The 24,105-nt window shown below is 67.7% G+C and carries 19 protein-coding genes; 12 read left to right on the forward strand and 7 right to left on the reverse strand.

Features of this window, described 5'->3' with window-relative positions; translation table 11 throughout:
• The first annotated feature begins 3 nt into the window (after positions 1-3).
• Both epsC and ACFWP0_RS16845 read left to right on the forward strand, forming a co-directional pair.
• On the forward strand, positions 4-951 hold the full coding sequence (gene epsC / locus ACFWP0_RS16840) for a serine O-acetyltransferase EpsC (protein ID WP_377843878.1): 948 nt from the start codon (positions 4-6) through the stop codon (positions 949-951).
• Positions 952-1,014: 63 nt separating this feature from the next.
• Positions 1,015-1,833 carry an NAD-dependent protein deacetylase gene (locus ACFWP0_RS16845; RefSeq protein ID WP_377843879.1) on the forward strand — a complete coding sequence of 273 codons (819 nt, stop codon included), beginning with the start codon at positions 1,015-1,017 and terminating at the stop codon, positions 1,831-1,833.
• A gap of 161 nt (positions 1,834-1,994) precedes the next feature.
• Here the strand turns inward: ACFWP0_RS16845 and ACFWP0_RS16850 are convergent, their stop codons facing one another.
• From ACFWP0_RS16850 to ACFWP0_RS16860, 3 genes are all read right to left on the reverse strand, one after another.
• Positions 1,995-2,849 carry an inositol monophosphatase family protein gene (locus tag ACFWP0_RS16850; protein WP_377843881.1) on the reverse strand — a complete coding sequence of 285 codons (855 nt, stop codon included), beginning with the start codon at positions 2,847-2,849 and terminating at the stop codon, positions 1,995-1,997.
• Positions 2,850-3,044: 195 nt separating this feature from the next.
• Entirely contained in the window at positions 3,045-4,514 is a 1,470-nt protein-coding gene (locus ACFWP0_RS16855; protein WP_377843882.1) for an NAD-dependent succinate-semialdehyde dehydrogenase, read from the reverse strand.
• A 145-nt stretch (positions 4,515-4,659) separates the two neighbouring features.
• Positions 4,660-5,922, reverse strand: coding sequence for a 4-aminobutyrate--2-oxoglutarate transaminase (locus ACFWP0_RS16860; protein ID WP_377843884.1), 1,263 nt, complete (start codon positions 5,920-5,922; stop codon positions 4,660-4,662).
• Between the two features lie 96 nt (positions 5,923-6,018).
• On the opposite strand from ACFWP0_RS16860, the gene ACFWP0_RS16865 reads away from it, so the two are divergent.
• Positions 6,019-7,503, forward strand: a complete 1,485-nt coding sequence (locus ACFWP0_RS16865) for a PLP-dependent aminotransferase family protein (RefSeq protein WP_377843886.1) — start codon at positions 6,019-6,021, stop codon at positions 7,501-7,503.
• Positions 7,504-7,633: 130 nt separating this feature from the next.
• On the opposite strand, the gene ACFWP0_RS16870 is transcribed toward ACFWP0_RS16865, so the two are convergent.
• On the reverse strand, positions 7,634-8,542 hold the full coding sequence (locus tag ACFWP0_RS16870) for a DUF72 domain-containing protein (protein ID WP_377843888.1): 909 nt from the start codon (positions 8,540-8,542) through the stop codon (positions 7,634-7,636).
• Positions 8,543-8,664: 122 nt separating this feature from the next.
• On the opposite strand from ACFWP0_RS16870, the gene ACFWP0_RS16875 reads away from it, so the two are divergent.
• The 8 genes from ACFWP0_RS16875 to ACFWP0_RS16910 all read left to right on the forward strand — a co-directional run bounded on the left by ACFWP0_RS16875 (position 8,665) and on the right by ACFWP0_RS16910 (position 19,956).
• The gene (locus tag ACFWP0_RS16875) at positions 8,665-10,782 is read left to right on the forward strand and encodes an ATP-dependent helicase (protein ID WP_377843890.1); all 2,118 of its coding nucleotides are present in this window, start codon (positions 8,665-8,667) and stop codon (positions 10,780-10,782) included.
• A gap of 85 nt (positions 10,783-10,867) precedes the next feature.
• Positions 10,868-11,872 carry a magnesium and cobalt transport protein CorA gene (locus ACFWP0_RS16880; protein ID WP_377843892.1) on the forward strand — a complete coding sequence of 335 codons (1,005 nt, stop codon included), beginning with the start codon at positions 10,868-10,870 and terminating at the stop codon, positions 11,870-11,872.
• 396 nt (positions 11,873-12,268) lie between these two features.
• Positions 12,269-12,937: a thermonuclease family protein gene (locus ACFWP0_RS16885; protein WP_377843893.1), complete on the forward strand. Its 669-nt coding sequence runs from the start codon at positions 12,269-12,271 to the stop codon at positions 12,935-12,937.
• 100 nt (positions 12,938-13,037) lie between these two features.
• Positions 13,038-15,272 (forward strand): ABC transporter substrate-binding protein, encoded by a 2,235-nt coding sequence (locus ACFWP0_RS16890; protein ID WP_377843895.1) that lies wholly within the window; start codon positions 13,038-13,040, stop codon positions 15,270-15,272.
• The gene (locus ACFWP0_RS16895; protein WP_377843896.1) at positions 15,269-16,246 is read left to right on the forward strand and encodes an ABC transporter permease; all 978 of its coding nucleotides are present in this window, start codon (positions 15,269-15,271) and stop codon (positions 16,244-16,246) included. The genes ACFWP0_RS16890 and ACFWP0_RS16895 overlap by 4 nt, the downstream gene beginning before the upstream one ends.
• Positions 16,247-16,251: 5 nt before the next feature.
• A complete protein-coding gene (locus ACFWP0_RS16900) occupies positions 16,252-17,763 on the forward strand; it encodes an ABC transporter permease (RefSeq protein ID WP_377843898.1) in 1,512 nt (503 codons plus the stop codon).
• The gene (locus ACFWP0_RS16905; protein WP_377843900.1) at positions 17,760-19,460 is read left to right on the forward strand and encodes an ABC transporter ATP-binding protein; all 1,701 of its coding nucleotides are present in this window, start codon (positions 17,760-17,762) and stop codon (positions 19,458-19,460) included. The genes ACFWP0_RS16900 and ACFWP0_RS16905 overlap by 4 nt, the downstream gene beginning before the upstream one ends.
• 37 nt (positions 19,461-19,497) lie before the next feature.
• Positions 19,498-19,956, forward strand: coding sequence for a DUF1178 family protein (locus ACFWP0_RS16910; protein WP_377843902.1), 459 nt, complete (start codon positions 19,498-19,500; stop codon positions 19,954-19,956).
• Between the two features lie 69 nt (positions 19,957-20,025).
• Here ACFWP0_RS16910 and efp read toward each other — a convergent pair whose 3' ends face one another.
• From efp to ACFWP0_RS16925, 3 genes are all read right to left on the reverse strand, one after another.
• Positions 20,026-20,586, reverse strand: a complete 561-nt coding sequence (efp, locus tag ACFWP0_RS16915; RefSeq protein ID WP_057282347.1) for an elongation factor P — start codon at positions 20,584-20,586, stop codon at positions 20,026-20,028.
• Between the two features lie 175 nt (positions 20,587-20,761).
• Entirely contained in the window at positions 20,762-21,874 is a 1,113-nt protein-coding gene (earP, locus tag ACFWP0_RS16920; RefSeq protein WP_377843903.1) for an elongation factor P maturation arginine rhamnosyltransferase EarP, read from the reverse strand.
• 7 nt (positions 21,875-21,881) lie between these two features.
• A complete protein-coding gene (locus tag ACFWP0_RS16925) occupies positions 21,882-23,084 on the reverse strand; it encodes a DUF2863 family protein (RefSeq protein ID WP_377843905.1) in 1,203 nt (400 codons plus the stop codon).
• A 246-nt stretch (positions 23,085-23,330) separates the two neighbouring features.
• On the opposite strand from ACFWP0_RS16925, the gene ACFWP0_RS16930 reads away from it, so the two are divergent.
• On the forward strand, positions 23,331-24,104 hold the full coding sequence (locus ACFWP0_RS16930) for a DODA-type extradiol aromatic ring-opening family dioxygenase (protein ID WP_377843907.1): 774 nt from the start codon (positions 23,331-23,333) through the stop codon (positions 24,102-24,104).
• Position 24,105 lies beyond the last annotated feature (1 nt).

Genomic DNA, 24,105 nt, shown 5'->3' on the forward strand with positions numbered 1-24,105 from the left:
GCAATGAGCGGCCCGGCCTACCTCCCGCCCGCCCACTGGAACCTGGACAGCATCGTGTCCGGCCTGCGCGAGGCGCGCGTCGCCTGGCGCGGCCCGCGCGGCCGCCTGCGCGACGACGCCGGCATGCGCGAATTCCCCTCGCAGGAAAGCCTGCGCCAGATCGTCAAGGATCTCTGCGGCGCCTTGTTCCCGATGCGCCTGGGCCCCATCGACCTGCGCGAGGAGGTCGAGGACTTCTATGTCGGGCACACCATCGGCGCGGCGCTGGACGCGCTCTTGCACCAGGTCTGCCTTGAACTGCAGTACGTCGGCCGCCAGGAGCCCACCCTGCACGCGGAAACGCAGCAGCGCGCCATCGAGATCGTGCGCCGGTTCGGCGCCGAACTGCCCGCCGTGCGCGCCGCGCTCGACCTGGACGTGACGGCGGCCTATCAGGGCGACCCGGCGGCGCACAGCGTGGACGAGGTCCTGCTGTGCTATCCCGGCGTGGCGGCCATGATCCATCACCGCCTGGCCAACGTCCTGTACCGCCTGGGCGTGCCCATGCTGGCGCGCATCGTGGCGGAGATCGCCCATGCCGACACGGGCATCGACATCCATCCCGGCGCCACCATCGGCCGCAGCTTCTTCATCGACCACGGCACGGGCGTCGTGATCGGCGAAACCGCCATCATCGGCGACCGCGTGCGGCTCTACCAGATGGTCACCCTGGGCGCCAAGCGCTTCCCGCCCGGCGAAAACGGCGAACTCAAGAAGGGCCTGGCGCGCCACCCCTTGATCGAAGACGATGTGGTGATCTACGCTGGCGCCACGATTCTGGGCCGCGTCACCATCGGCAAGGGATCGACCATCGGCGGCAACGTCTGGCTGACGCGCAGCGTGGCCCCGGGCAGCAACGTGACGCAGGCCAGCCTGGTGAGCGACATGCCCGACTGCGGCCTGGGCGGCTGAACGCCGTTTCCCCGCGCGCGGCGCATCGCTGCCCGCGCGGGCGGGCAGGACACAGGAGCCAGCATGGATACAGGAGTCTCGGATCTGGCCGCGCTGCGCGGCTTCATCGACCGCCACCCGCGGCTGTTCGTGCTGACGGGGGCGGGAGTCAGCACCGACTCCGGCATCCCCGACTACCGCGACACCGAGGGCGAATGGAAGCGCAGTCCGCCCATGACCCTGCAAACCTTCATGGGCGGCGATCTGGCACGGGCGCGCTATTGGGCGCGCAGCATGGTGGGCTGGCGCCGCTTCGGCCATGTGCGGCCCAACGCCTCGCACCGCGCGCTGGCTCGCCTGGAATCGCGCGGCCACGTCGCGCTGCTGGTGACGCAAAACGTCGACGGCCTGCACGAGGCCGCCGGAAGCCGCGAGGTCGTCGATCTGCACGGCCGGCTGGACGAGGTGCGCTGCATGAACTGCGACTGGCGCGGCTGCCGCCACGACTGGCAGGACGCGCTGCACGCCGGCAACCCCGACTGGGCGCTGCTGGACGCAGCGGACGCGCCCGACGGCGATGCGGACCTGGACGGCGAGGACTTCTCGCGCTTTTCCATCCCGCCGTGTCCGCGCTGCGGCGGCATCGTCAAGCCGGATGTGGTGTTCTTTGGCGAAACGGTGCCGCGGGACCGGGTGGACCGCGCCAACGCGGGCCTCATGAGCGCCGACGCGGTGCTGGTGGTCGGGTCTTCCTTGATGGTGTATTCGGGCTACCGCTTCGTGACCGCCGCGTCGCGCAACGGCATGCCGATAGCCGCGATCAACCTGGGCAGGACCCGCGCCGACAGCCTGCTGACCCTGAAGGTGGAACAGCCTTGCGCGGTGGCGCTGGACGCGCTATAGGCCAGGGCGGGCGCGGCCGGTTTTTGACCGGTCTAAGCAAGTGCTTGGCCCGCAACGGTTTTTTCGCGGTGTTACAGACCTTTCCATAGGGTTGTCCACAGGAACTGTGGATAATTCCTAGGGATAACCCCATATTTTGACCCCTTTCCGAGGCGCTTTTGTCAAGCCTCGATGCCGTCTGCTGCGTCCCCCAACAACGCCTTGCGGGCCGCGTGCCAGCTCCCGGCGTCCGGGGCGTACAGTAGGCCGCCCGTGCGGTGGGTGGGCTTGTAGGGCGAGCCGTCGAAGCGGGCCGCATAGCCGCCGGCCTCCCGGTGCAGCAGCCAGCCGGCGGCGTGGTCCCAGGCGGTGAGCTGGTTGTACAGCGCGATGTGGCAGTGTCCCGCCGCCAGCATGCGGTATTCGTGCGCGGCGCAGCGCAGCGAGGCCGTGCTGCCCAGGCGCGACAGATTGCCGTTGACGGCGCTGCGCAGGGGCTCGGGCAGGGCGCCGGTGGCGATCAGCCCGTCCATGTCTTCCGGGGGCGCGGGGCTGGCGACCGCCAGCGGCGCCTGCCTGCCGTTTTCGTACTCCATCCAGGCGCCTTCGCCGCGCACGGCCAATGCGCTGTCGCGGCTGACCGGGTCGTAGATCACGCCCGCGATCACGTCGCCGCGGTGGCAGGCCGCGATCATCATGCCGAACAGGGGCAGGCCCGCGACATAGTTGCGGGTGCCGTCGATGGGGTCGATCAGGAAGGCCAGGTCGGCGTCGACCAGCATGTTCAGCAGGGCGGGATTGCGCGACGAGGCTTCTTCGCCGATCAGCACGGCGCCGGGATGCAGCTTCGCCAGGCGCGCGGCGATCAGGCGTTCGGCCGCTTCATCGGCGTCGGTGACGAGGTCGCGGGGGGAACTCTTGCCCCGCACCGAGCCTTCCGGCAGGTTGCGAAAGCGCGGCATGACCTCCGCCTGGGCGGTTTCAGCCAGAATGGCCGCCAGCCTGCGGGTGTCCTCACGGGTAAAAGTTCTGCTCATACTGACTCGTCCAGGGAACGCGCAAATCTATCATGCCTGGGCGACATTTGATCGCGATTTTCAAGTCACTGGTTTGAAAGGACTTTTTCCGGTCATGCAGGAGTTATCTGCCGGGTTGTCCACAGTTGCTGGGGATAAGCGGGCGCGGAGCCCGCCTATCCCGGCGCGCGGCGGGGAGCCGCGCGCCCTGGGGCATCAGGCGCCCAGGTCCACGCAGAGGTACTTGATCTCCAGGTACTCTTCGATGCCGTACTTGGAGCCTTCGCGGCCCAGGCCGGACTGCTTGACGCCGCCGAACGGGCCGACTTCGTTGGAGATGAGGCCGGTGTTGATGCCGACGATGCCGTATTCCAGGGCCTCGGACACGCGCCAGATGCGGGCGTAGTCGCGGGTAAAGAAGTAGGCGGCCAGGCCGAAGATGGTGTCGTTGGCCATGCCGATGACTTCTTCTTCCGTTTCGAAGCGGAACAGCGGCGCCACCGGGCCGAAGGTCTCTTCGGTCGCAAAGCGCATGGATTGCGTCACGTCGCGCACCACGGTCGGCTCAAAGAAGGTGCCGCCCAGCGCATGCGGCTTGCCGCCGGCGATGACCTTGGCGCCGTGGGCCGTGGCGTCGGCGATGTGCTCTTGCACCTTTTCGACCGCGTTGGCATCGATCAGCGGACCTTGCGTCACGCCGTCGGCAAAGCCGTCGCCGACCTTCATGGCGGTGACCTTGGCCACCAGGCGCTTGGCGATTTCCTCGTACACGCCGGCCTGCACGTAGATGCGGTTGGCGCACACGCAGGTCTGGCCGGCGTTGCGGTACTTCGAGGCCAGGATGCCGTCGACGGCGCGGTCCAGGTCGGCGTCGTCGAACACGATGAAGGGCGCGTTGCCGCCCAGTTCCAGCGACAGCTTCTTGATGGTGGGCGCGCATTGCTCCATCAGCGTGCGGCCGACTTCGGTCGAGCCCGTGAAGCTCAGCTTGCGCACGACATCGCTTTCGCACAGGGCCGCGCCGATGTCGCGCGAGCTGCCGGTGATGACATGGAACACGCCCGCGGGCACGCCGGCTTCTTCGGCCAGCACGGCCAGCGCCAGCGCGGTCAGCGGCGTCTGCTGGGCGGGCTTGACCACCATGGTGCAGCCGGCGGCAAGCGCGGGGCCGACCTTGCGGGTGATCATGGCGGCGGGGAAGTTCCAGGGCGTGATCGCGGCGGTGACGCCGATCGGCTGCTTGAGCGCCATCAGGCGCTGGCCGGCCTTGGGGCTTTGCAGGATGTCGCCGTCGATGCGCTTGGCTTCCTCGGCAAACCATTCCAGGAACGACGCCGCGTAGGCGATTTCACCCGCGGCCTCGGTCACGGGCTTGCCCTGTTCGGAGGTCATGATGGCGGCGAGGTCTTGCTGGTTCTGCAGCATGAGCTGCGCCCATTTCTGCAGGATCGCCGCGCGTTCCTTGCCCGTCTTGGCGCTCCAGGCCGGCAGCGCGGCCTGGGCGCTGGCGATGGCCTGTTCCGTTTCCTTGCGGCCCAGCTTGGGCACCGACACGATGGTCTTGCCGGTGGAGGGATTGTCCACGGGGATGGATGCGCCGCTGCCGGCGCCTACCCACTTGCCGTCGATATAGCAGGCGTCGCGCAGCAGATCGGGACGCGAAAGGGGATGGGTCAATGCTGTCATGTCGGGAGTCTCCTTGATGGGTGCGGCAGGCCAAGCGACTACGGGCGTGGCAGGCTCCGGGCTTGAGTGCCAAGCCGGAGTCCCTGCTACGCCCGCAATCGTCGTGCCTGCCGGCCGAATAACCGGGTATTCAGGGCTGCGCGCCTTACGCCGCGAGCGCCTCGGACAGGATGTCCAGCGCGCGCGCGAACTGGGCGTCGGGAATGGTCAAGGGGTACAGGAAGCGCAGAACGTTCCCGTACACACCGCAGCTTAGCAAAATCAGGCCGCGTTCGAGGGCGCGCGCCTGCACGCGCTTGACCGCTTCGGCGTCCGGCTTGCCGGCCGGGTCGTTCAGCTCCAGCGCGACCATCGAACCCAGGCCGCGCACGTCGGCGATGCCCGGAACCTTGGCGCGCAGGCCTTCCAGATGCGCGCGCAGCTTGTCGCCGAGTTCGGCGGCGCGCTCGCACAGCTTTTCCTCGGCGATCACGTCCAGCACGGCATGCGCGGCGGCGACCGCCAGCGGGTTGCCGGCGTAGGTGCCGCCCAGGCCGCCGGCTGCGGGGCCGTCCATGACGTCGGCGCGGCCGACCACGCCCGAGATCGGCATGCCGCCGCCCAGGCTCTTGGCCATCGTGATGAGGTCGGCCTGGACCGTGTGGTGTTCCATCGCGAACAGCTTGCCCGTGCGGCCAAAGCCGGTCTGGACTTCATCGGCGATCAGCAGGATGCCGTGTTCGTCGCAGACCTTGCGCAGCGCCGTCATCAGTTCGGGCGGCGTGATGTTGAAGCCGCCTTCGCCCTGCACCGGCTCGATGATGATGGCCGCGACGCGCTTGGGATCGATGTCGACCTTGAACAGCAGGTCCAGCGCCTTGAGCGAATCGGCCACGCTGATGGACTGCGTGGCGTTGGGGAACGGCACGTGATAGATGTCGCCCGGCATGGGGCCGAACGACAGCTTGTAGGGGGCGACCTTGCCGGTCAGCGCCATGCCGAGCATGGTGCGGCCGTGGAACGAGCCCGAGAACGCGATGACGCCCGAACGGCCCGTGGCCGAACGCGCGATCTTCACGGCGTTTTCGACGGCTTCGACGCCGGTGGTGAAGAAGGCGGTCTTCTTCAGGCCCGCGATCGGCGCCAGGCGGTTGATGCGCTCGGCCAGCGAGATGTAGCCTTCGTACGGCACGATCTGGTAGGCGGTGTGCGTGAAGTTGTCGAGCTGCGCGGTGATCGCGGCCTTGATCTTCGGGTGCAGGTGGCCGGTGTTCAGGACGGCGATGCCGCCTGCGAAATCGATGTATTCCTTGCCATTGGCATCCCACAGCGTGGCGTTTTCCGCGCGCACGGCATAGAAGTCGCACATGACGCCGACGCCGCGGGGCGTGGCGAGGGAACGGCGGGTATTCAGATCCTGATTCTTCATCTCGGCCTCGAAGAGCATGATGGGCGGTAAAAACCTTATTTAATGCTACGATGGCCCCACTTGTGGGAACCACTTTAATAAATCAGGTAGAACCAATTGCGTTCCATCGTGGGTGACTTGCTGCTGCTGCGCCTGGCCGACGGGTCGACCGAGCCCATGAACAAGCGGCTGTACCGGGGAGTGCGCGAAGCCATCCTCGACGGATCCATCGCCGCGGACTCGCGCCTGCCCGCCACGCGCGACCTGGCGGCCGAGCTGGGCATCGCCCGCAACACCGTGGTTCACGTATACAGCCAGCTGCTGGCCGAAGGCTATACCCGCAGCCGCCAGGGCAACGGCACCTTCGTCAACGCCTCGGTGCCGGATTCCTACCTGGCCAGCGGCCGCCGCTTGCGCCAGGCCGCGCACGCGCAGGCCCGCCCGGCGCTGTCGCCGCGCGGCGCGGCGATCGTCGACAGCGTGTCCGCCTCGCCCTACCAATGGGGCGCCTTCATGCCGGGCGTGCCCGACCTGACCGAGTTCCCGCACAAGAAATTCGGCCGCATTTTCAGCGCCCTGTGGCGCAACCCCTCGCCCGACCTGCTGACCTACGCCTACGGGGGCGGCCTGCCCGCGCTGCGCGAGGCGCTGGCGCAGCATCTGGCGCTGACCCGCTCCATCGACTGCGATCCCGAGCAGATCATCATCACCGAAGGTTCCCACCAGGCCATCGACCTGACTACCCGCATCCTGGGCGAGGCCGGCGAGACCGCCTGGGTCGAGGACCCGGGCTACTGGGGCGCCCGCACCATCCTGCAGGCCAACGGCCTGCGCACGGTGCACCTGCCGGTGGACGAAGAGGGCATGCGCCTGCCCGAGACGGCCGGCGCGCCGCCGCGCTTCATCTTCGTCACGCCGTCGCACCAGTATCCCCTGGGGCCGGTCATGTCGCTGACCCGCCGACGCCAGTTGCTGGCGATGGCGCGGCAAAGCGGCAGCTGGATCATCGAAGACGACTACGACAGCGAGTTCCGCTTCTCGGGGCGGCCCATCGCGTCGCTGCTGGGCCTGGAGCCCGATGCGCCCGTCATCTACATGGGCACCTTCAGCAAGACGCTTTATCCCGGCCTGCGCGTGGGCTACCTGGTGCTGCCCAAGGCCCTGACCGCCGCGTTCCAGGCCGCCCATGCGGAGCTCTACCGCGAGGGTCACCTGATGACGCACGCCGCGCTGGCAACCTTCATCTCGGAAGGCCACTACGCCGCCCACATCCGCCGCATGCGCATGCTGTATGGACGCCGCCGCGCCATGCTGGTCAACCTGATCGAACGGCGGCTGGGCCCCGACTGGCTGCATCGCGACGCCAGCATGGCGGGCCTGCACCTGGTGCTGACCTTGCCGCAAGACATGGACGACCTGCGCGTGGTGGACGGGGCGCGCGGCAAGGGCGTGCTGACGCGCGCGCTGTCGCGCTACTACGTCAACGACGAGGGACGCCGGCCCGGCCTGCTGCTGGGCTATGCCTGCGTGCCCGAGCACGACATTGCGCGCAAATTTGAAGTGCTGCTTGAAAGCCTGGCGGAAGTGGCGCGGGGGAAGTAGTTGTAATGGACGTCTATGTGCAGGATCGCAATCGCCGAAACCGGAAATGGCGCGAAGTAGTGCGCATATCCGGTGTCTGACACCTTTGCCTTGCCGGTGTCAGACACCGCGCGTCCCCGCGCAGGCAGTCTCAGAACGGCAGCAACGCCGACGCAAAGGCCGCCGCATTGCGCATGCCCTGGTCTTCGAAGTTGGTGTTGAACACGGCGTGCGCCTGGGCGCTTTGCGCCGCCAGCCGGGTGAACCGTTCGGCCAGTTCGGCCAGTTCCTCGTCCGAATACTCGTACTGGAAGCGTCCGGAAGAGGCCGCGCCCGATACGTTCCAGGCGGCCGTGTTGCGCCCGTGCAGGCGCAATAGCGCCAGGTCGGGATGCGTGCTTTCCCAGACGGCGGGCACGGTGTTGTCAAAGCCCTGCGGCGCGTCCACCACGGTATGCGCGACGCCCAGCTCGCGCTCGAAGGCCAGGGTGTCCGCGGTGGCGGCGGGCGTGTCGAACCAGCTGCGGTGCCGGAATTCCACCGACACCAGGTGTTCTTCCATGCGCCGCGCGCAGTCGGCCACGCGCGCCATGCCGCGCGCGTCGCGCCGGATCCATGGCGGAAACTGGAAGTGCACGGCGCCCAGCTTGCCGGGCAGGCGCAGGGGCTCCAGCGCGAGCTGGTAGCGCCGCCAGAGTTCGTCGCGCAGATCGGGCGGCATGCGGTCGTGGTAGATGATGGGTTCGGGCCAGTCGGCAAGCTCGCGGCGGATGTCGGCGGGCAGGGCGGACAGCGGCGTCTGGTGGCCGGTGAACAGCCGGAAGGCCTTGATGTTGAAAACGAATTCGTCCGGCGTCCGGGTGGCCCACAGGTAGGCGTTTTCCGGCGTGGGCATGGCGTAGAAGCTGGAATCGATCTCGGCCATGGGAAAGCGCGACGCATAGAAGCGCAGGCGGGCTTCGGCGCTGCGGGCCTCGGGCGGGTAGAAGCGTCCGCAGGCAAGCAGGGTCGGGTCGGTCCAGGAGGCGGTGCCGGTCAGGATGCGGGTCGAAAGACGCATGGCGCCAGGGGGGAATCAGACGGAATCGAAAAAATTCTGTATAAATATACAGTGTTCATCCGCAGCCAGGCAACGCCATGGCTCCCTCATTCCTTGCGGCCGCAGCGCTGCGGCCCCGCTCCATGTCCGACCCATCCAATTTGCCGTCTCCGCCCGCCAACGACCGCCCAGCCGGCCGTCCCGACCCCCTGGCCGACCTCAATCCCGCCCAGCGCGAGGCCGCCGAATTCGGCGTGGCCGGCGCGCCGGGGGACGACGGCGCCCTGCTCGTCATAGCCGGGGCGGGTTCGGGCAAGACCAATACGCTGGCGCATCGCGTCGCGCACCTGATCATGAACGGCGCGGACCCGCAGCGCATGCTGCTCCTGACCTTCTCGCGCCGCGCGGCGCTGGAGATGGATCGCCGCGTGGGCTCGGTGCTGCAGCGGGTGATGAACCTGCGCGCTTCCCAGCAGGCGCCGTCCCTGCCTTGGGCGGGCACCTTCCACGCGATCGGCGCGCGCCTCCTGCGCGATTGCGCGCAGCGCATCGGCCTGTCCGAAGCCTTCACCATCCATGACCGCGGCGACGCCGAGGACCTGATGGGCATGGTCCGCCACGAACTGGGCCTGTCGTCCACGAAGTCCCGCTTTCCGCTTAAGGGCACCTGCCTGGCCATCTATTCGCGCGTGGTCAACAGCCAGACGCCCGTGGACGACGTGCTGAAGACGTCCTTTCCCTGGTGCGCCCAATGGGAAGACGAACTGAAGAAACTGTTCCGCGCCTATGTCGTGGCCAAGCAGGACCAGCAGGTGCTGGACTACGACGACCTGCTGCTCTACTGGGCCGAGATGATGTCCGACCCCGGCATCTCGGCCGACGTGGGCGCGCGCTTCGACCACGTGCTGGTGGACGAATACCAGGACACCAACCGCCTGCAGTCGGCCATCCTGCTGGCGATGAAGCCCGACGGCCGCGGCCTGACGGTGGTGGGCGACGACGCCCAGTCCATCTATTCGTTCCGCGCGGCGACGGTGCGCAACATCCTGGACTTCCCGAACCAGTTTCCCAAGCCCGCGCGCGTCATCACGCTGGACCGCAACTACCGGTCCTCGCAGCCCATCCTGAATGCGTCCAACGCCGTGATCGGCCAGGCGGCGGAACGCTACGCCAAGGACCTGTGGACCGACCGGCTGTCGTCCCAGCTGCCTGAACTGGTGACCGTCAGCGACGAAAGCGGGCAGGCGCGCTGGGTGGCCGACCAGGTCCTGGCCCAGCGCGAGGGCGGCGCCACGCTCAAGTCGCAGGCGGCGCTGTTTCGCACCGCCAGCCATAGCGCCGCGCTGGAACTGGAGCTGACCCGCCGCAATATTCCCTTCGTGAAATTCGGCGGCCTGCGCTTCCTGGAAGCCGCGCATGTGAAGGACCTGCTGTCGCTGCTGCGATGGGCCGAGAACCCGCGCGGGCGCATGGCGGGTTTCCGCGTGGCCCAGCTGATGCCCGGCATCGGCCCCGCCACGGCGGGCAAGCTGATGGACGCCATGTCGGCGTCGGCCGAACCTCTGCGGGCGCTGCGCGAATTCAAGCCGGGGGCGGCGGCGCAAGAGGAATGGGGCGCGTTCGCCGACACCTATGCCGCGCTGTGCGATCCCGCGCTGAAATGGCCGGCGGACGTGGACCTGGCCCTGCGCTGGTACTCGGGCCAACTGGAACGCCTGTACGACGATGCGCGCGTGCGCAAGACGGACCTCGACCAGCTCGCGCGCATCGCGGCGACCTATCCGTCGCGCGAGCGCTTCCTGACCGAGCTGACCCTGGACCCGCCCGACGCCACCAGCGACGAGTCCGGCGCGCCGCTGCGCGACGAAGACTACATGATCCTGTCCACGATCCATTCCGCCAAGGGCCAGGAATGGAAGGCGGTCTACGTGCTGAACGTGGTCGACGGCTGCATTCCGTCCGACATGAGCACCGGCACCGCCGAGGAAATCGAAGAAGAGCGCCGCCTGCTGTATGTCGCGATGACGCGCGCCAAGGAACGCCTGCAGCTCATCGTGCCGCAGCGCTTCTACGTGCATCAGCAGACCGGCATGGGCGACCGCCACGTATATGGATCGCGCACGCGCTACATCACCAATTCGATGCTGCCGCTGTTCGACCACCTGCCCAAGCTGCCCGAACTGCCGGCGGGGCGCGGCGAACCCAAGGAGCCCCAGGCGCCGCGCGTGGACGTGGCCAAGCGCGTGCGCAATCTGTTCTAGGACGCGCAGGACGCAGGCAGGCTGGGCTATCATCGCCCGATACGCATAAGCTGTCCGGCAGGGATCGCATTGTCAGAGGGTGTTTATGTCTACTGAAGAACGTGCCGGCGACCCGTCCAAGAGCGAGGTCGTGGCGTCGATCGCCTATGTGAACGGACGGCGGGACCGCGAGGTTCCCATCGATGAAGTCGGCCAGTACGTCAGCCAGAGCCACAGCATGCTGTGGATCGGCCTGCGCAATCCCGGCCCGGAAATGTTGGCCAAGGTTGCCCGGGAACTCGGCGCCTGCGGCAAGAACCAGGAAGAGATGCTGGAAACCCACCGGCGGCCGAAGATCATCGACTACGGCAACATGATCCTCATTGTCGCCATCACGGTCGAGGTCGAGGCCGAGCGCCCCATCTTCGGCGAGACCCAGTTCCTGATCGGCGACGGCTTTCTGGTCACGGTGCGCCGCGGCGCAACCGCGGGCCACAGCCCCTTGCGCGAGCGGCTGGAGGCCGCGCCCGACCTCCTCAAGCGGGGCAGCGACTATGTGGCGTCCGAACTGCTGGACTGGCTGGTGGACCGCTACGTGGCGGCAGCCGGCAAGATCGAATCCGTCGTGGAAGGCGCGGAGCAGAAACTGCTGATCCGCGGCGCCAAGGACTCCGACATCCGCAGGCTGTACCGGCAGCGCCGCGACCTGCTGCGCATCCATACCGTCGTGTCGCCGCTGTCGGAGATCTGCCGCCGCCTGGCGCGGGTGGAAATGTCCGCCGTGGACGAGCATGCCCGCCCGTATTTCGGCGAGGTCGCCGACCGCGTGCTGCGCGTGGACGAACTGTTCAATGCCCTGCGCGAATCGCTGGCGTTCGCGTTTGAAGCCAGCCTGATGATCGGCCAGGCCGCGCAAAACGACACCACCCGCAAGCTGGCTTCCTGGGCCGCCATCCTGGCGGTGCCCACGGCCATTGCCGGCATCTACGGCATGAACTTCGAGTTCATGCCCGAACTCAAGACCCCCTGGGGCTACCCCATCACGCTGGGCGTGATCGGGACGGTCTGCTCCGTGCTGTACTGGCGCTTTCGCAAGTCCGGCTGGCTCTGATGCGCCCCGGTGTCTGACACCCTGGGAGATGAACCTTGGCCTGTGGCGATGCGCCTTAGGGTGTCAGACACCTCACCCCGGTGTCTGACACCCTGGGAGATGAACCTTGGCCTGTGGCGATGCGCCTTAGGGTGTCAGACACCTCGCCCCGGTGTCTGACACCCAGGGAGATGAACCTTGGCCTGTAGCGGTGCGCCTTAGGGTGTCAGACACCTCACCCCGGTGTCTGACACCCTGGGAGATGAACCTTGGCATGTGGCAGTGCGCCTTAGGGTGTCAGACACCTCGCCATGAACCTTCCCTTAGGGTGTCAGACACCTCCTTAGGGTGCAGACACCTCAGCCGCCAGCGGGCTTGTGGCAAACTGCCTGCGTTTTCCTGTCTGGAGCCCGGCTGGTGCGTGGCAAACCTTTCTTTCGCGGCGGCAGCAAGCTGACCGCCCTTGTCGTCGCCCTGATCCTCGCGGCGGCCGGCGCCCTCATCAACTGGCTGCAGCCCTCGGGCCGCGACGGGCAGCGTCCGGCCGAACGGCCGGGCGCTTCCGCGCCCGCCGTCCAGAACAAGCCCGGCCCGGCCGCCGCGGGGGGCGTTCCCCCGGGCAGCTATACGCTGACCGGCATGATCGTCAACGTGGCCGATGGCGATACCGTGACCCTGCGCGCCCCAGACGGCCAGCGGCGCATCCGCATGGACAGCATCGACGCGCCGGAAGAGGGCCATGGAACCGAGCAGCCGGGGCAGCCCGATGCCGAAGCCTCGCGCAAGCACCTGGCCAGCCTGGTGGCGGGCAAGACGCTCACCGCCCAATGCTATGAGCAGGACCAGTACGGCCGCGATGTCTGCGCGCTGATCCTGGACGACGGCCGTTCCGCCAACCGCTTGCAGGTGGAGGCCGGCTATGCCTGGGCCTACACCGCCCCCAAGGGCGACTATCTGCGCGACAAGGCCATGCCGGAACTGCAGCGCCAGGCCAAGGCGGCCCGGCGCGGCCTGTGGGTGCGCCAGGACGCCATGCAGCCCTGGAAATGGCGCTACGACTGCTGGCGGCAGCGCCAGTGCGGCTGAGGCTTCTTCCAGTGCGGACGGGCCGCTAGGGGATGCCTGGGTACTGGCTGCGGCCCGCGTTTGCTATCCTCTGTCGCAACGATACGAAGGGAAGGTTTCCATGGGTGTAATGAAGCGGCTCTGGGCGTCGGCCATGCTGCTGTCGCTGGCTTTGACGGGCTGCTCGCAAGAAAGCCCCATCAACAGCCCGTATCCATCCGGCGCCGAGAGCCAGAACACGCTCTATTCCGCTTTCGTCAAACGCTCTCCGAAGTACCTGGATCCGGCCAGCTCTTATTCCGGCGATGAAACCCCATATACCTACAACATCTATGAGCCGCTCTACGGGTACCACTACCTGAAGCGGCCCTACGAGCTGGTGCCGCGCGCGGCCGCGGCGATCGACCCGCCGGTCTTCCTGGATGCCCAGGGCAATCCGCTGCCCGCGGATGCGCCGGGCGAACAGATCGCCGAAAGCGTCTACGACATCAAGATCCGGCCCGGCATGCGCTTCGCGCCGCATCCCGCCTTTGCCCGCAAGGCGGACGGCAGCTACGCCTACTATCCGCTGGCGCCCGGCGAACTCGACGACAAGTTCTACATTCCCGACTTTCCGCTCACAGGGACGCGCGAGCTGACGGCCGACGACTACGTCTACGCCTTTCGCCGCCTGGCCAGCCCGCGCGTGGTGTCGCCCATCTATTCGCTGATGGCCGAGCACGTGCAGGGCCTGAAGGACTACGGCGACCGCCTGCGCAAGCGCGACCAGGAACTGCGGCGCGACATGCCCGGCGGCGCCGGCGCGCCGCCCTGGCTGGACCTGCGCGAAGCCGATGGGTTTACCGGCGTCGAGGCGCTGGACCCGCACACGCTGCGCATCCGCGTCAACGGCAAGTACCCGCAGTTCAAGTACTGGCTGGCCATGACCTTCACCGCGCCCATCCCCTGGGAGGCGGACCGCTTCTACAGCCAGCCGGGCATGGCGGCGCACGACCTGTCCTTGAATACCTGGCCCGTGGGCACCGGCCCTTACATGCTGGTGGAGTCCCTGCAGAACCGCCGCCACGTGCTGGGCCGCAATCCCAACTTCCATGGCGAGCCCTATCCCTGCGAAGGCGAGCCGGGCGATGCGGCGGCCGGCATGCTGGCCGATTGCGGCAAGCCCACGCCGTTTATCGACCGGGCGGAATTCAATGTCGAAAAGGAAGCCATCCCGCTGACCGGCAAGTTCCTGCAGGGCTACTACGACGTGCCGCAGATCGAGCGCGGCGAATACGGCGTGGCGATGCTGGTGGCGGCCGGCGACAGCCAGGACAAGGCGCGCACGTATCGCGAACACGGCATCAAGCTGCCCACCACGGTCGAGACCGCCAACTGGTACATGGGCTTTAACTGGCTGGACCCAGTGGTGGGCAAGGGCGACACGCCCGAGCAAGAGGAACGCAACCGCAAGCTGCGCCAGGCCATCAGCATCGCATTCGACTGGGAAGAGTATGTCGCGGTGTTCGAGAACAGCCAGGCGTCCGTGGCCTACGGTCCGGTGCCCCCGGGCGTGCTGGGCTACCGCGAGCCGCCCGAAGGCGTGAACCCGGTGGTCTACGACCTGGTCGACGGCAAGCCCGTGCGCAAGTCCGTCGGCGAGGCCAAGCGCCTGCTGGCCGAGGCCGGCTACCCGGACGGCCGCAACGCCACGACAGGCGCGCCGCTGGTGCTGTACTACGACTCCATGTCCGGGGGCGGGTCCAACCCGCAATTCGACTGGATGCGCCGCCAGCTGGCCAAGATCGGCGTGCAGCTGGACGTGCGGGCCACGGACTACAACCGCTTCCAGGACAAAATGCTGCGCGGCTCCGCGCAGATCTTCCTGTGGGGCTGGAATGCCGACTACCCCGACGCCGAGAACTTCCTCTTCCTGCTCTACGGCCCGAACGCCAAGGCCAAGGGCGGCGGCGAGAACGCGGCCAACTACGCCAGCCCCGAATTCGACAGGCTGTTCGAACAGATGAAGTTCCTGGACGACGGTCCGGAAAAGGCGGAGCTGATCGCCCGGATGATCGCCGTCGTGCAGCGCGACGCGCCGTGGATGTTCGGCTACTTCCCGATGTCGGGCGGCGCCTATCAGCAGTGGGTGGGCAACGCCAAGCCCACGCAGATGGTGCGCAACACGCTGCAGTACATGAAGATCGACCCGGAACTCAGGCAGCAGAAGATCGACGAATGGAACTCGCCCATCTGGTGGCCCATCGGCGTCTTCGTGCTGCTGCTGGCGCTGGCGATATGGCCTTCGTATGTGGCGCTCAAGCGGCGCGAACGCCAGACGGCCTTTGTTCCGTCCGAGCGCAAGGAGCAATCATGATCGGCTACGTGATCCGCCGGCTGCTGTACGGCGTGCTGATTCTGATCGGCGTGAATCTGTTCACCTTCATCCTGTTCTTCGCGGTCAACACGCCCGACGACATGGCGCGGCTGGCCATCGGCGGGCAGCGCGTCAGCCAGGACGCCGTGGAAAAATGGAAGGCCGAGCGCGGCTACGACAAGCCGCTGTTCTTCAATGCCCAGGCCGAGGGCGCGGCGCGGCTGACCGACACGGTGTTCTACCGGCGCTCGGTGCCGCTGCTGGTCATGGACTTCGGCGCGTCCGACGGCGGCCGCGACATCGGCCGCGAGATCAAGACGCGCATGGGCCCCAGCCTGGCGCTGGCGGTGCCGACCTTCTTCCTGGGGCTTTTCGCCAGCATCGTCTTTTCGCTGACCCTGGTGTATTTCCGGGCCACGCGGCTGGACTTCTGGGGCGTCGTGCTGTGCGTGATGCTGCTGTCCATCTCCAGCCTGTTCTACATCATTGCCGGCCAGTGGGTCTTTGCCAAGCTGCTGCGGCTGGTGCCGTTCTCGGGCTTTTCCGGCGGCCTGGATATGGTCAAGTTCCTGGCGCTGCCGGTGCTGGTCGCGATCGTGTCGCGGCTGGGACCGGAGGCGCGCTTCTACCGCACGCTGTTCCTTGAGGAAATCGGCAAGGATTACGTGCGCACCGCCCGCTCCAAGGGGCTGGCCGAGCGCGTGGTGCTGTTCCGCCACGTGCTGCGCAACGCCATGCTGCCCATCCTGACCAGCACGGTCGCCGCGCTGCCGCTGCTGTTCATGGGCAGCCTGATCGCGGAATCGTTCTTCGGCATCCCCGGCCTGGGCAGCTACACCATCGACGCCATCAACGCGCAGGACTTCTCCATCGTGCGCGCCATGGTGTTCCTGGGCTCCGCGCTCTACATCGTGGGGCTGATCCTGGCCGACATTTCCTACACGCTGGCCGATCCCCGCGTCCGATTCGAGTAGCCGCCATGCCCAAGTTCGTCTTCCTCTGGACCGATATCGCGCTGTGGCTGATCGTGCTGGGCGCCCTGGCCTATGTCTGGCACGTGCGCCGCAGCCCCAACCTGCGGTCCACCTGGGCGCGAGTGGCCCGCGACACCCCCGCCATGTGTTCGGCCGTCATCCTGGTCGCCTTTTCGGTGGTCGGACTGCTGGACTCGGTGCACTACCGCCCGCAATTGCCGCCCGCGCCCGGCGCCGCGGCCGGCGCCCCCCCGGTGTATGCGCCGGCCGTGCAGTCGGCGCTGGACGGGCTGCTGGCGGGCACCGTGCTGATGCGCCCCGAGAAAAACTATTCGGCCCCCCTGGCGGCGCACCTGTTCACCAAGGAAACGATGCTGGTCGACGATAAGCCGGTGCGCGATTTTCCGCGGCTGCGCGGCGCGGCCACGCATTTGACCGATCCGGAAAAGGAGCTCCCCGCCGACATCGCCAAGCGCCTGGGGCTGGGCCTGGCGGTCGGGCTGCTCATCTCGCTGGCGGGCGCGGCGCTGCTCTTTGCCTGCCTGGCGCGGGCCACGGGCTCGGCCTCCCACGCCGCCGAGGAACTGCTGGCCGGCCGCGCCGACGTGCCGTGGCGGGCCATGACCATCACCTTCGCCTTGCTCTGCCTGACCGTCGGCGCGCTGGCCGGCCTGTCCAGCGGCTACCACGCGCTGGGCACCGACCGCATCGGCAACGACGTGCTGTGGCAGGCCTTGAAGAGCATCCGCACGGCGCTGGTCATCGGCAGCCTGACCACCCTGGCGATGCTGCCGCCCGCCATCGTCTTCGGCATCGCCGCCGGCTATTTCAAGGGCAAGGTCGACGACGCCATCCAGTACCTCTACACCACCATCACGTCGATTCCCGGCGTGCTGCTGGTGGCCGCCTGCGCGCTGATGATGCAGGTGTACATCGACAATCATTCCGACCTGTTCGATACCTCCGCCGCCCGCGCCGACCTGCGGCTGTTCCTGCTGTGCATGATTCTGGGCCTGACGGGGTGGGCCGGGCTGTGCCGCCTGCTGCGCGCCGAAACCCTCAAGCTGCGCGAACTGGAATACGTGCAGGCGGCCCGCGCGTTCGGCGTCTCGCACTGGCGCATCATGACCCGCCACCTGCTGCCCAACGTCGCACACCTGGTGCTGATCACCGTGGTGCTGGAATTCTCGGGCCTGGTCCTGTATGAGGCCGTGCTGTCCTATCTGGGCATCGGCGTGGATCCCAGCATGAATTCCTTTGGCTCGATGATCGACGGCGCCCGGCTGGAAATGTCGCGCGATCCCATGATCTGGTGGAACCTGATGACCGCTTTTCTCTTCATGCTGGCGCTGGTGCTGGCGGCCAACCTGTTCGCCGACGCGGTGCGAGACGCCTTCGACCCGCGCACCCGCCGGTTCAAGCCCAGCCGCCTGGCCCGCCTGGGCTTTTTCGGCCGGCGCCCGGGCGCGGTGCTTGCCGCCGATGCGCGCCCCTCCAAGACCGGAGAGGCGCCATGAGCCAGGACACGCCTTTGCTGGCCGTGCGGGGCCTGGACGTGGACGTTGCGGGCGAAAGCGGCATGACGCATGCGGTCAAGCGCCTGCAGCTTGCCATCTCGAAGCGCCAGACCTTCGCGCTGGTCGGCGAGTCAGGCTGCGGCAAGAGCATGACGGCGCTGGCGCTGCTGCGCCTCTTGCCGGATGCCGGGCGCATCGTGGGCGGGCAGATCGACCTGGACGGCGAAGACCTTAACCGGCTGCCCGAAAGCGCCATGCGCGGCGTGCGCGGCGGCCGAATCGGCATCATCTTCCAGGAGCCGTCCACCAGCCTGAACCCGGTCATGCGCGTGGGCGACCAGATCACCGAGACGCTGACCACGCACACGCCCTTGCGCGGCGCCGCGGCGCGCGCCAGGGCCATCGACTGGCTGCGGCGCGTCGGCATTCCGGAGCCCGAGCGCCGCGTCGACGACTATCCCTTCCAGTTCTCGGGCGGCCAGAAGCAGCGCGTCATGATCGCCATCGCGCTGGCGGCCGAACCCCTGCTGCTGATCGCCGACGAGCCGACCACCGCGCTGGACGTCACGGTGCAGGCGCAGGTGCTGGACCTGCTGGCCAGCATTCAGCAGGAAATGGGCATGGCCGTGCTGCTCATCACGCATGACCTGGCGGTGGTAAAGAACGTGGCGCACCACGTCGCGCTGATGCGCGGCGGCGAGATCGTCGAGAGCGCCAGCGCCGAGGAATTCTTCCGCGCGCCCAAGCATCCCTACGCGCGCCAGCTCTTCGAAGCCATCCCCACGTTCGACAAGCGCGGCGTGCCGCTGACGGAACAAGGGCGCGACGCAGCCGAGCAAGACCGCGGCCAGCGCGCCCTGAGCCGGGCCGCGCACGCGACAGGCGTGGTGCTGGACGTGCAGGACCTGAAGGTGCACTACCCGGTGCGCAAGGGCCCGCTGCGCCGCATCGTTTCCTGGGTCAAGGCCGTGGACGGCGTGACGTTCACGCTGCGCGCGGGCGAGACCCTGGCCTTGCTGGGCGAGTCCGGCTGCGGCAAGACCACCACGGGCAAGGCCCTGCTGCGCCTGATCGACGGCGCGCGGGTGTCGGGCCGCGGCATGCTGCAAGGGCAGGACGTGCTGTCCGCCGACCGCCGCCAGCTGCAGCGCCTGCGGCAGGACATCCAGATCGTCTTCCAGGATCCGTACGCGTCGCTGGACCCGCGCATGCGCGTGGGAGAGATCCTGGACGAGGGCCTGGCGTCCCTGCGGCGCGGCATGGGCAAGGAGGCCCGGCAAAAGCATGCGGCGCAGTTGATCGACCGCGTCGGGCTGCCCGCCAATACGCTGACGCGCTATCCCCATGAGTTCTCGGGCGGCCAGCGCCAGCGCATCGCGATCGCGCGCGCGCTGGCGGTCGAGCCCAAGGTGCTGATCTGCGACGAGCCCACGTCGGCGCTCGATGTCTCGGTGCAAGCCCAGATCCTGGACCTGCTGAGGGAACTCCAGGACGAGCTCGGCATCGCCTATCTTTTCATCACGCATAACTTCGGCGTGGTCGAATACCTGGCGGATCGCATCGCCGTGATGGACGCAGGGCGCATCATCGAGCTGGGGCAGGCTGAATCGGTGCTGCTGGCGCCGCGCCAGGAAGTGACGCGCAGGCTGCTGGCGGCGGTGCCGCGCCTGCAGTTCGGACCGCCGGGCCAGGGCTGAATCTTGTATTCTGGGGGTTCACCCCCATATTGATGCCATGGCCCTCAAAGTTTTTGACCTCCAGTGCGAACACAGCCACATTTTTGAAGGCTGGTTCGGCTCGCACGAAGACTACGACGCGCAACAGGCGCGTGGCTTGGTCACGTGCCCGGTTTGCGGCTCGGCCAGCATCACCAAGCGCCTGTCCGCGCCGCGCCTGAACGTGGCGCACCTGCATGCCCCGGCAACCCAGCCCGCCGTGCCGGCCGGCGCCTCCGACGCCGAAAAGATGGCCGCGCTGCAGGCGGTGGTCATGCGCCAGGTGCGCGCGCTGGTGCGCAGCACCGAAAACGTGGGGCCGCGCTTTGCCGAAGAGGCGCGCCGCATCCACGAGGGCGACGCCAACGACCGCCCCATCCGCGGCACCGCCACTCCCGAAGAGCGCGAATCGCTGGCCGAGGACGGCATCGAGGTCATGGCCGTGCCCGACTTCCTGGACGACGAACGCCTGCAGTAGGGCGCGCCGCCGCGGCAATAAAAAAGCCAGACCCGCGTGGGTCTGGCTTTTTTTTGTCGCAGGGCCGGATCAGTTGTTGACGCGGCTGCGGTATTCGTTCGTGCGGGTGTCGATTTCGATCTTGTCGCCGATGGCGCAGAACAGCGGCACGTTCAGCTCGTAGCCGGTGTTGATCTTGGCCGGCTTGGTCACCTTGCCCGACGTATCGCCACGGACGGCGGGTTCGGTGTAGGTGATTTCGCGGACGAGCGTCGTGGGCAGTTCCACCGAGATGGCGCGGCCGTCGTAGAAGACCACTTCCACGGGCATCGCTTCTTCCAGGTAGTTCAGGGCGTCGCCCATGCTGTCGGCTTCGATTTCGTACTGGTTGTACTCTTCGTCCATGAAGACGTACATCGGGTCGCCAAAGTAGGAATAGGTGCATTCCCTGCGATCCAGCTGGACGACTTCGAACTTTTCGTCGGCCTTGTAGACCGATTCGCTGGCCGAGGCGGTCAAGAGGTTCTTGAACTTCAGCTTCACAACGGCGGCGTTACGGCCAGACTTGTTGTATTCGGCCTTCTGGACCACGAGGGGATCCTTGCCGACCATGACCACGTTGCCGACTCGCAATTCCTGAGCGGTTTTCATCGATAAAACTCCGGGGGTGATGGGTGCACTCGCCGTGCTTGCAGAAGTCGCCTTGCATACGTGGGTCTGGCCTGGGCCTGGACTTGGTCTGTCATGTAGACGGTTTCGTGCACACCCCGGGAGGCGTCATAGTTGAGGCCCGACAAATTCAGGGCGACTCAGAAAACTCTCTATTCTAACGTTTCTTGGCCAAGTCTGCGCAAAAACCGGCCAGATTTTCGGCCAGGTCGGGCAGCGCCGCCTGGCTGGCGTCCCATTGGCGGGCAGCCGCGGCCCAGGCCTGCCAGCCGGCGGGCGCCAGCGCGGCCGCGACGGCGGATGCCGTCAGCCCGGTTTCCGGCTGGTTCCAGGCCCGGATCAGCGCCTGGGCGGATTCCGGGGCCGGATAGCGGGCCAGCCATGCCTCCAGCTTTTCCAGATGGATGTTCTCGTCTTGCGGGTAGATCTGCCAGACCAGCGGGCGGGCGGCCCAGGCGGCGCGGACAAAGGAGTCTTCGCCGCGCACGAAATTGATGTCGGCGCACCAGAGCAGGCGGTCGAAGTCCGGCTGGGCGACAAAGGGCAGGCGGACCAGGCGGGGCGCGCCGGGGGCCTGGCAGGCCGCGTCCAGGCCGGGCGCCACGCCCTGGGGGGCGAGCAGCACGCTGGCGCGCGGGTCGGCGGCCAGGGCCTGAACCAGCGCCGGGGCAGGCGCGGCGGGGTAGCAGAACAGGGATACGGTGCGGGCGCCGTTCCGCCGGAGCAGCAGCGCATCGTCCGGCACGCCGATCGACCGCAGGAAGCTCTCTTGCCGCGGTACCGACGTCTGCAGCGCGTCGCGCTCGGCGGACAGGCCGGGTTCGCGCAGCAGGCCGCCGGTCGCCGGGGTGAAGCCGGGAAAGAAGAAGTGCTTCACCAGCCCATCCGGCCGCTGCGACGGCAGGCCGTGGCAGCTTTCCACCCAGGGTTCGGCGCTCAGGTATTCCAGGTTGATCCAGGCTGGATGGGTGCGGTGCATGCTGTCGACGAACGCCGCGGGCGGATCGCAGGCGAACGCCTCGATCACCACGTCGCGGGCGGTCAGCGCCGGGTCGGGCGCGTCGGACCAGTGGACGATATCGACGCCGCCGTGCCGCTGGCGCGGCGACAGGGCATCGATGCCGGGCTGGATGCGCGCAAAGCTGGCCAGGTCGTCGACCCACAGCCGGACATCCCATCGGAAGTCATGCGCCAGTCGGCGCGCCAGGCGCCAGCAGACGCCGATGTCGCCATAGTTGTCGACGACCCGGCAGAAGATGTCCGCTTGCATTGCCGCCCTAGTGGAACTTGGCGGGGGCGGCTTCGGCGTCCTCGGGGAGCTCGGCATGCACCAGCTCGCCCAGGGGATTCGGGAAATAGGGCGCGCCGCAGTCCTCGCAGTATTCGGCCGGCAGCACGCCGGGAATGCGACGCACGTCGGTGACGCCGTACTCCTTGAGCAGCGCGGCGATCTCGTCGACCACGTCCGGCTGGCCTTCGTCCGACGCCAGGTCTTCCTCGCGTCCGTACAAGGGCCACACGCAGCCGTAATAGACGTCGTTGCTGCTGCGCGCCGTGAAGCTGATGCGGTATTCGTCGATCCGGCCCTCGCCGCAGCCGGCCACGACCGCCCGCAGCTGCGAGGCTTCGAGGCTGACCGCGCCTTCCAGCCAGCTGATCGCCGCGCGCAGCGACAGGGGGCGCACTTGGCGGTCCGCTTCGCGGTTGCTGACGTAGTAGGCGTCCGGCAGCAGCGATTCAAAGCCGCAGCCGGGCAGCAGCGTGGCCAGGGTAGGCTGGGCCTGCGCGGCCCATTGCTCCTGGCAGGCGTCGCGGCTGGCCTCGGCGTTGCCCAGGTGTTCCTGCCAGCGGAAGATAGGCTCGTTCTCGGGCACCGCCACGGCGCCCACGATGTAGCGCGTGTCGGCCAGCATGTTCGCGGTCTCGACTTCGGTGTTCAGCGCGGGCTTGGTGGTTTCGGCGCCCAGCGCCTGCGAGCCCAGGCGCTGCAGCCATTGCCAGGTCTCGGAGAAGGTGCGGGGCATCTGGTCCACGCTGACCACCAGCGGCATCAGCGCGCTGCGGGCCTTGCTGGACAGGACGTGCCCGTGCAGCTGGGCCAGCAGGGCTTGCTGCGCGCTGGCGGAGATGGGGCCGGTCGGGATGGCGTAGCGGGTCCAGGCGACGATGGGCGCGACGATCAGCAATACGTCGTACCGGACGCCGTTCTTTTCGATCTTCATCGATTCAGACAGGGTTTCCGCCTGTTCGATCAAGACCTCGTAGGCGCCTATGTCGCTTTGCGCGAGGTGGTCCAGCGCCGCTTCCAGGGGGGCATCCTGCCCCGCCTTCAGCAGCTTCGGAATCGCTTCGCCAAGCTGGTTCTCCCAGAACACGTCTTCGACGCGGCTGCCCGAACGGTTCAGCGCTTGGGCAAGCGCAACCAGGCGGGTGGCGTCGCGGGTCATGCGGGGAGCGGATTGGCTGCGGGATCGGGCCATAACTTCGGGGGACGTCCAATAAGTGTGTAACGACGTAGTTTAACGCCCGCCACACCCCGGCAGGGGGGCGGCGCGCGCGGGCTTGGCGGGCCGGGCCGGCCAGGGGGCGCAGCGGCGCGGATCCGGATGCCGGCACGCCCGGAATTGATGCTGGTTCAGCAACAGATTATGTCGATGTAGGGGGTTTATTGCTGAAGTCAAACAGCCGAAAATGGCGGCATCGACATGATTTCTGGAGGCATCGCCATGCGTTGGCCTGTGCTTTTTGTTTCCCATGGTTCACCCATGCTGGCCGTGGAACCCGGCCTGACCGGTCCGGCGCTTGCGGATTGGAGCGCCGCGCAGGGCCGCAAGCCGCGCGCCATCCTGGTGGTGTCGCCGCACTGGATGGGCGAGGGCCTGGCGCTGTCCACCCGCGACCAGCAGGTGGCCTGGCACGACTTCGGCGGATTTCCGCCCGAGCTCTACACCTTGCAGTACGCGGCGCCGGGTTCGCCGGCGCTGGCCGCGCGCGTGCAGGCCTTGCTGGCCGAGTCGGGCATCGCCGCGGAACGCGACCCGCGCCGCCCCTTGGACCATGGCGCCTGGGTGCCGCTGCGCTACCTGTATCCCGATGTGGACGTGCCGGTCGTGCAGCTGTCGCTGGACATGGGGCGCGACGCCGCCGGCCAGATGGAATTGGGCCGGGCGCTGGCGCCCCTGCGCGACGAGGACATCCTGATCATCGGGTCGGGGTCGCTCACGCACAACCTGCGCCATGTCCGCATGCCGCAAAACGCGCCCGCGGCGCCCTATGTGCCGGCTTTCCAGGAGTGGTATGCCCGCAATCTGGCCGAACACAACGTGCCGGCGCTGCTGGACTGGCAGGCCCAGGCGCCCGGCGCCATGCAGGCGCATCCGCATGACGACCACCTGATGCCGCTGTATGTGGCGATGGGGGCGGGCGGCCCGGCGGCCCGCCGCCTGAACGACGAAATCTCGTACGGCGCGCTGGCGATGGACGCGTACCAGTTCGATTGAT

The organism is Achromobacter sp. NPDC058515, from assembly GCF_042721735.1.
GTDB lineage: Bacteria > Pseudomonadota > Gammaproteobacteria > Burkholderiales > Burkholderiaceae_B > Achromobacter.

What these genes read in the sequence shown, in the direction of transcription:
- epsC (WP_377843878.1), top strand. Translation starts at nt 4, where the DNA reads ATGAGCGGCCCGGCCTACCTCCCGCCCGCCCACTGGAACCTGGACAGC.
- ACFWP0_RS16845 (WP_377843879.1), top strand. Translation starts at nt 1,015, where the DNA reads ATGGATACAGGAGTCTCGGATCTGGCCGCGCTGCGCGGCTTCATCGAC.
- ACFWP0_RS16850 (WP_377843881.1), bottom strand. Translation starts at nt 2,849, where the DNA reads ATGAGCAGAACTTTTACCCGTGAGGACACCCGCAGGCTGGCGGCCATT.
- ACFWP0_RS16855 (WP_377843882.1), bottom strand. Translation starts at nt 4,514, where the DNA reads ATGACAGCATTGACCCATCCCCTTTCGCGTCCCGATCTGCTGCGCGAC.
- ACFWP0_RS16860 (WP_377843884.1), bottom strand. Translation starts at nt 5,922, where the DNA reads ATGAAGAATCAGGATCTGAATACCCGCCGTTCCCTCGCCACGCCCCGC.
- ACFWP0_RS16870 (WP_377843888.1), bottom strand. Translation starts at nt 8,542, where the DNA reads ATGCGTCTTTCGACCCGCATCCTGACCGGCACCGCCTCCTGGACCGAC.
- ACFWP0_RS16875 (WP_377843890.1), top strand. Translation starts at nt 8,665, where the DNA reads ATGTCCGACCCATCCAATTTGCCGTCTCCGCCCGCCAACGACCGCCCA.
- ACFWP0_RS16880 (WP_377843892.1), top strand. Translation starts at nt 10,868, where the DNA reads ATGTCTACTGAAGAACGTGCCGGCGACCCGTCCAAGAGCGAGGTCGTG.
- ACFWP0_RS16890 (WP_377843895.1), top strand. Translation starts at nt 13,038, where the DNA reads ATGGGTGTAATGAAGCGGCTCTGGGCGTCGGCCATGCTGCTGTCGCTG.
- ACFWP0_RS16895 (WP_377843896.1), top strand. Translation starts at nt 15,269, where the DNA reads ATGATCGGCTACGTGATCCGCCGGCTGCTGTACGGCGTGCTGATTCTG.
- ACFWP0_RS16900 (WP_377843898.1), top strand. Translation starts at nt 16,252, where the DNA reads ATGCCCAAGTTCGTCTTCCTCTGGACCGATATCGCGCTGTGGCTGATC.
- ACFWP0_RS16905 (WP_377843900.1), top strand. Translation starts at nt 17,760, where the DNA reads ATGAGCCAGGACACGCCTTTGCTGGCCGTGCGGGGCCTGGACGTGGAC.
- ACFWP0_RS16910 (WP_377843902.1), top strand. Translation starts at nt 19,498, where the DNA reads ATGGCCCTCAAAGTTTTTGACCTCCAGTGCGAACACAGCCACATTTTT.
- efp (WP_057282347.1), bottom strand. Translation starts at nt 20,586, where the DNA reads ATGAAAACCGCTCAGGAATTGCGAGTCGGCAACGTGGTCATGGTCGGC.
- earP (WP_377843903.1), bottom strand. Translation starts at nt 21,874, where the DNA reads ATGCAAGCGGACATCTTCTGCCGGGTCGTCGACAACTATGGCGACATC.
- ACFWP0_RS16925 (WP_377843905.1), bottom strand. Translation starts at nt 23,084, where the DNA reads ATGGCCCGATCCCGCAGCCAATCCGCTCCCCGCATGACCCGCGACGCC.
- ACFWP0_RS16930 (WP_377843907.1), top strand. Translation starts at nt 23,331, where the DNA reads ATGCGTTGGCCTGTGCTTTTTGTTTCCCATGGTTCACCCATGCTGGCC.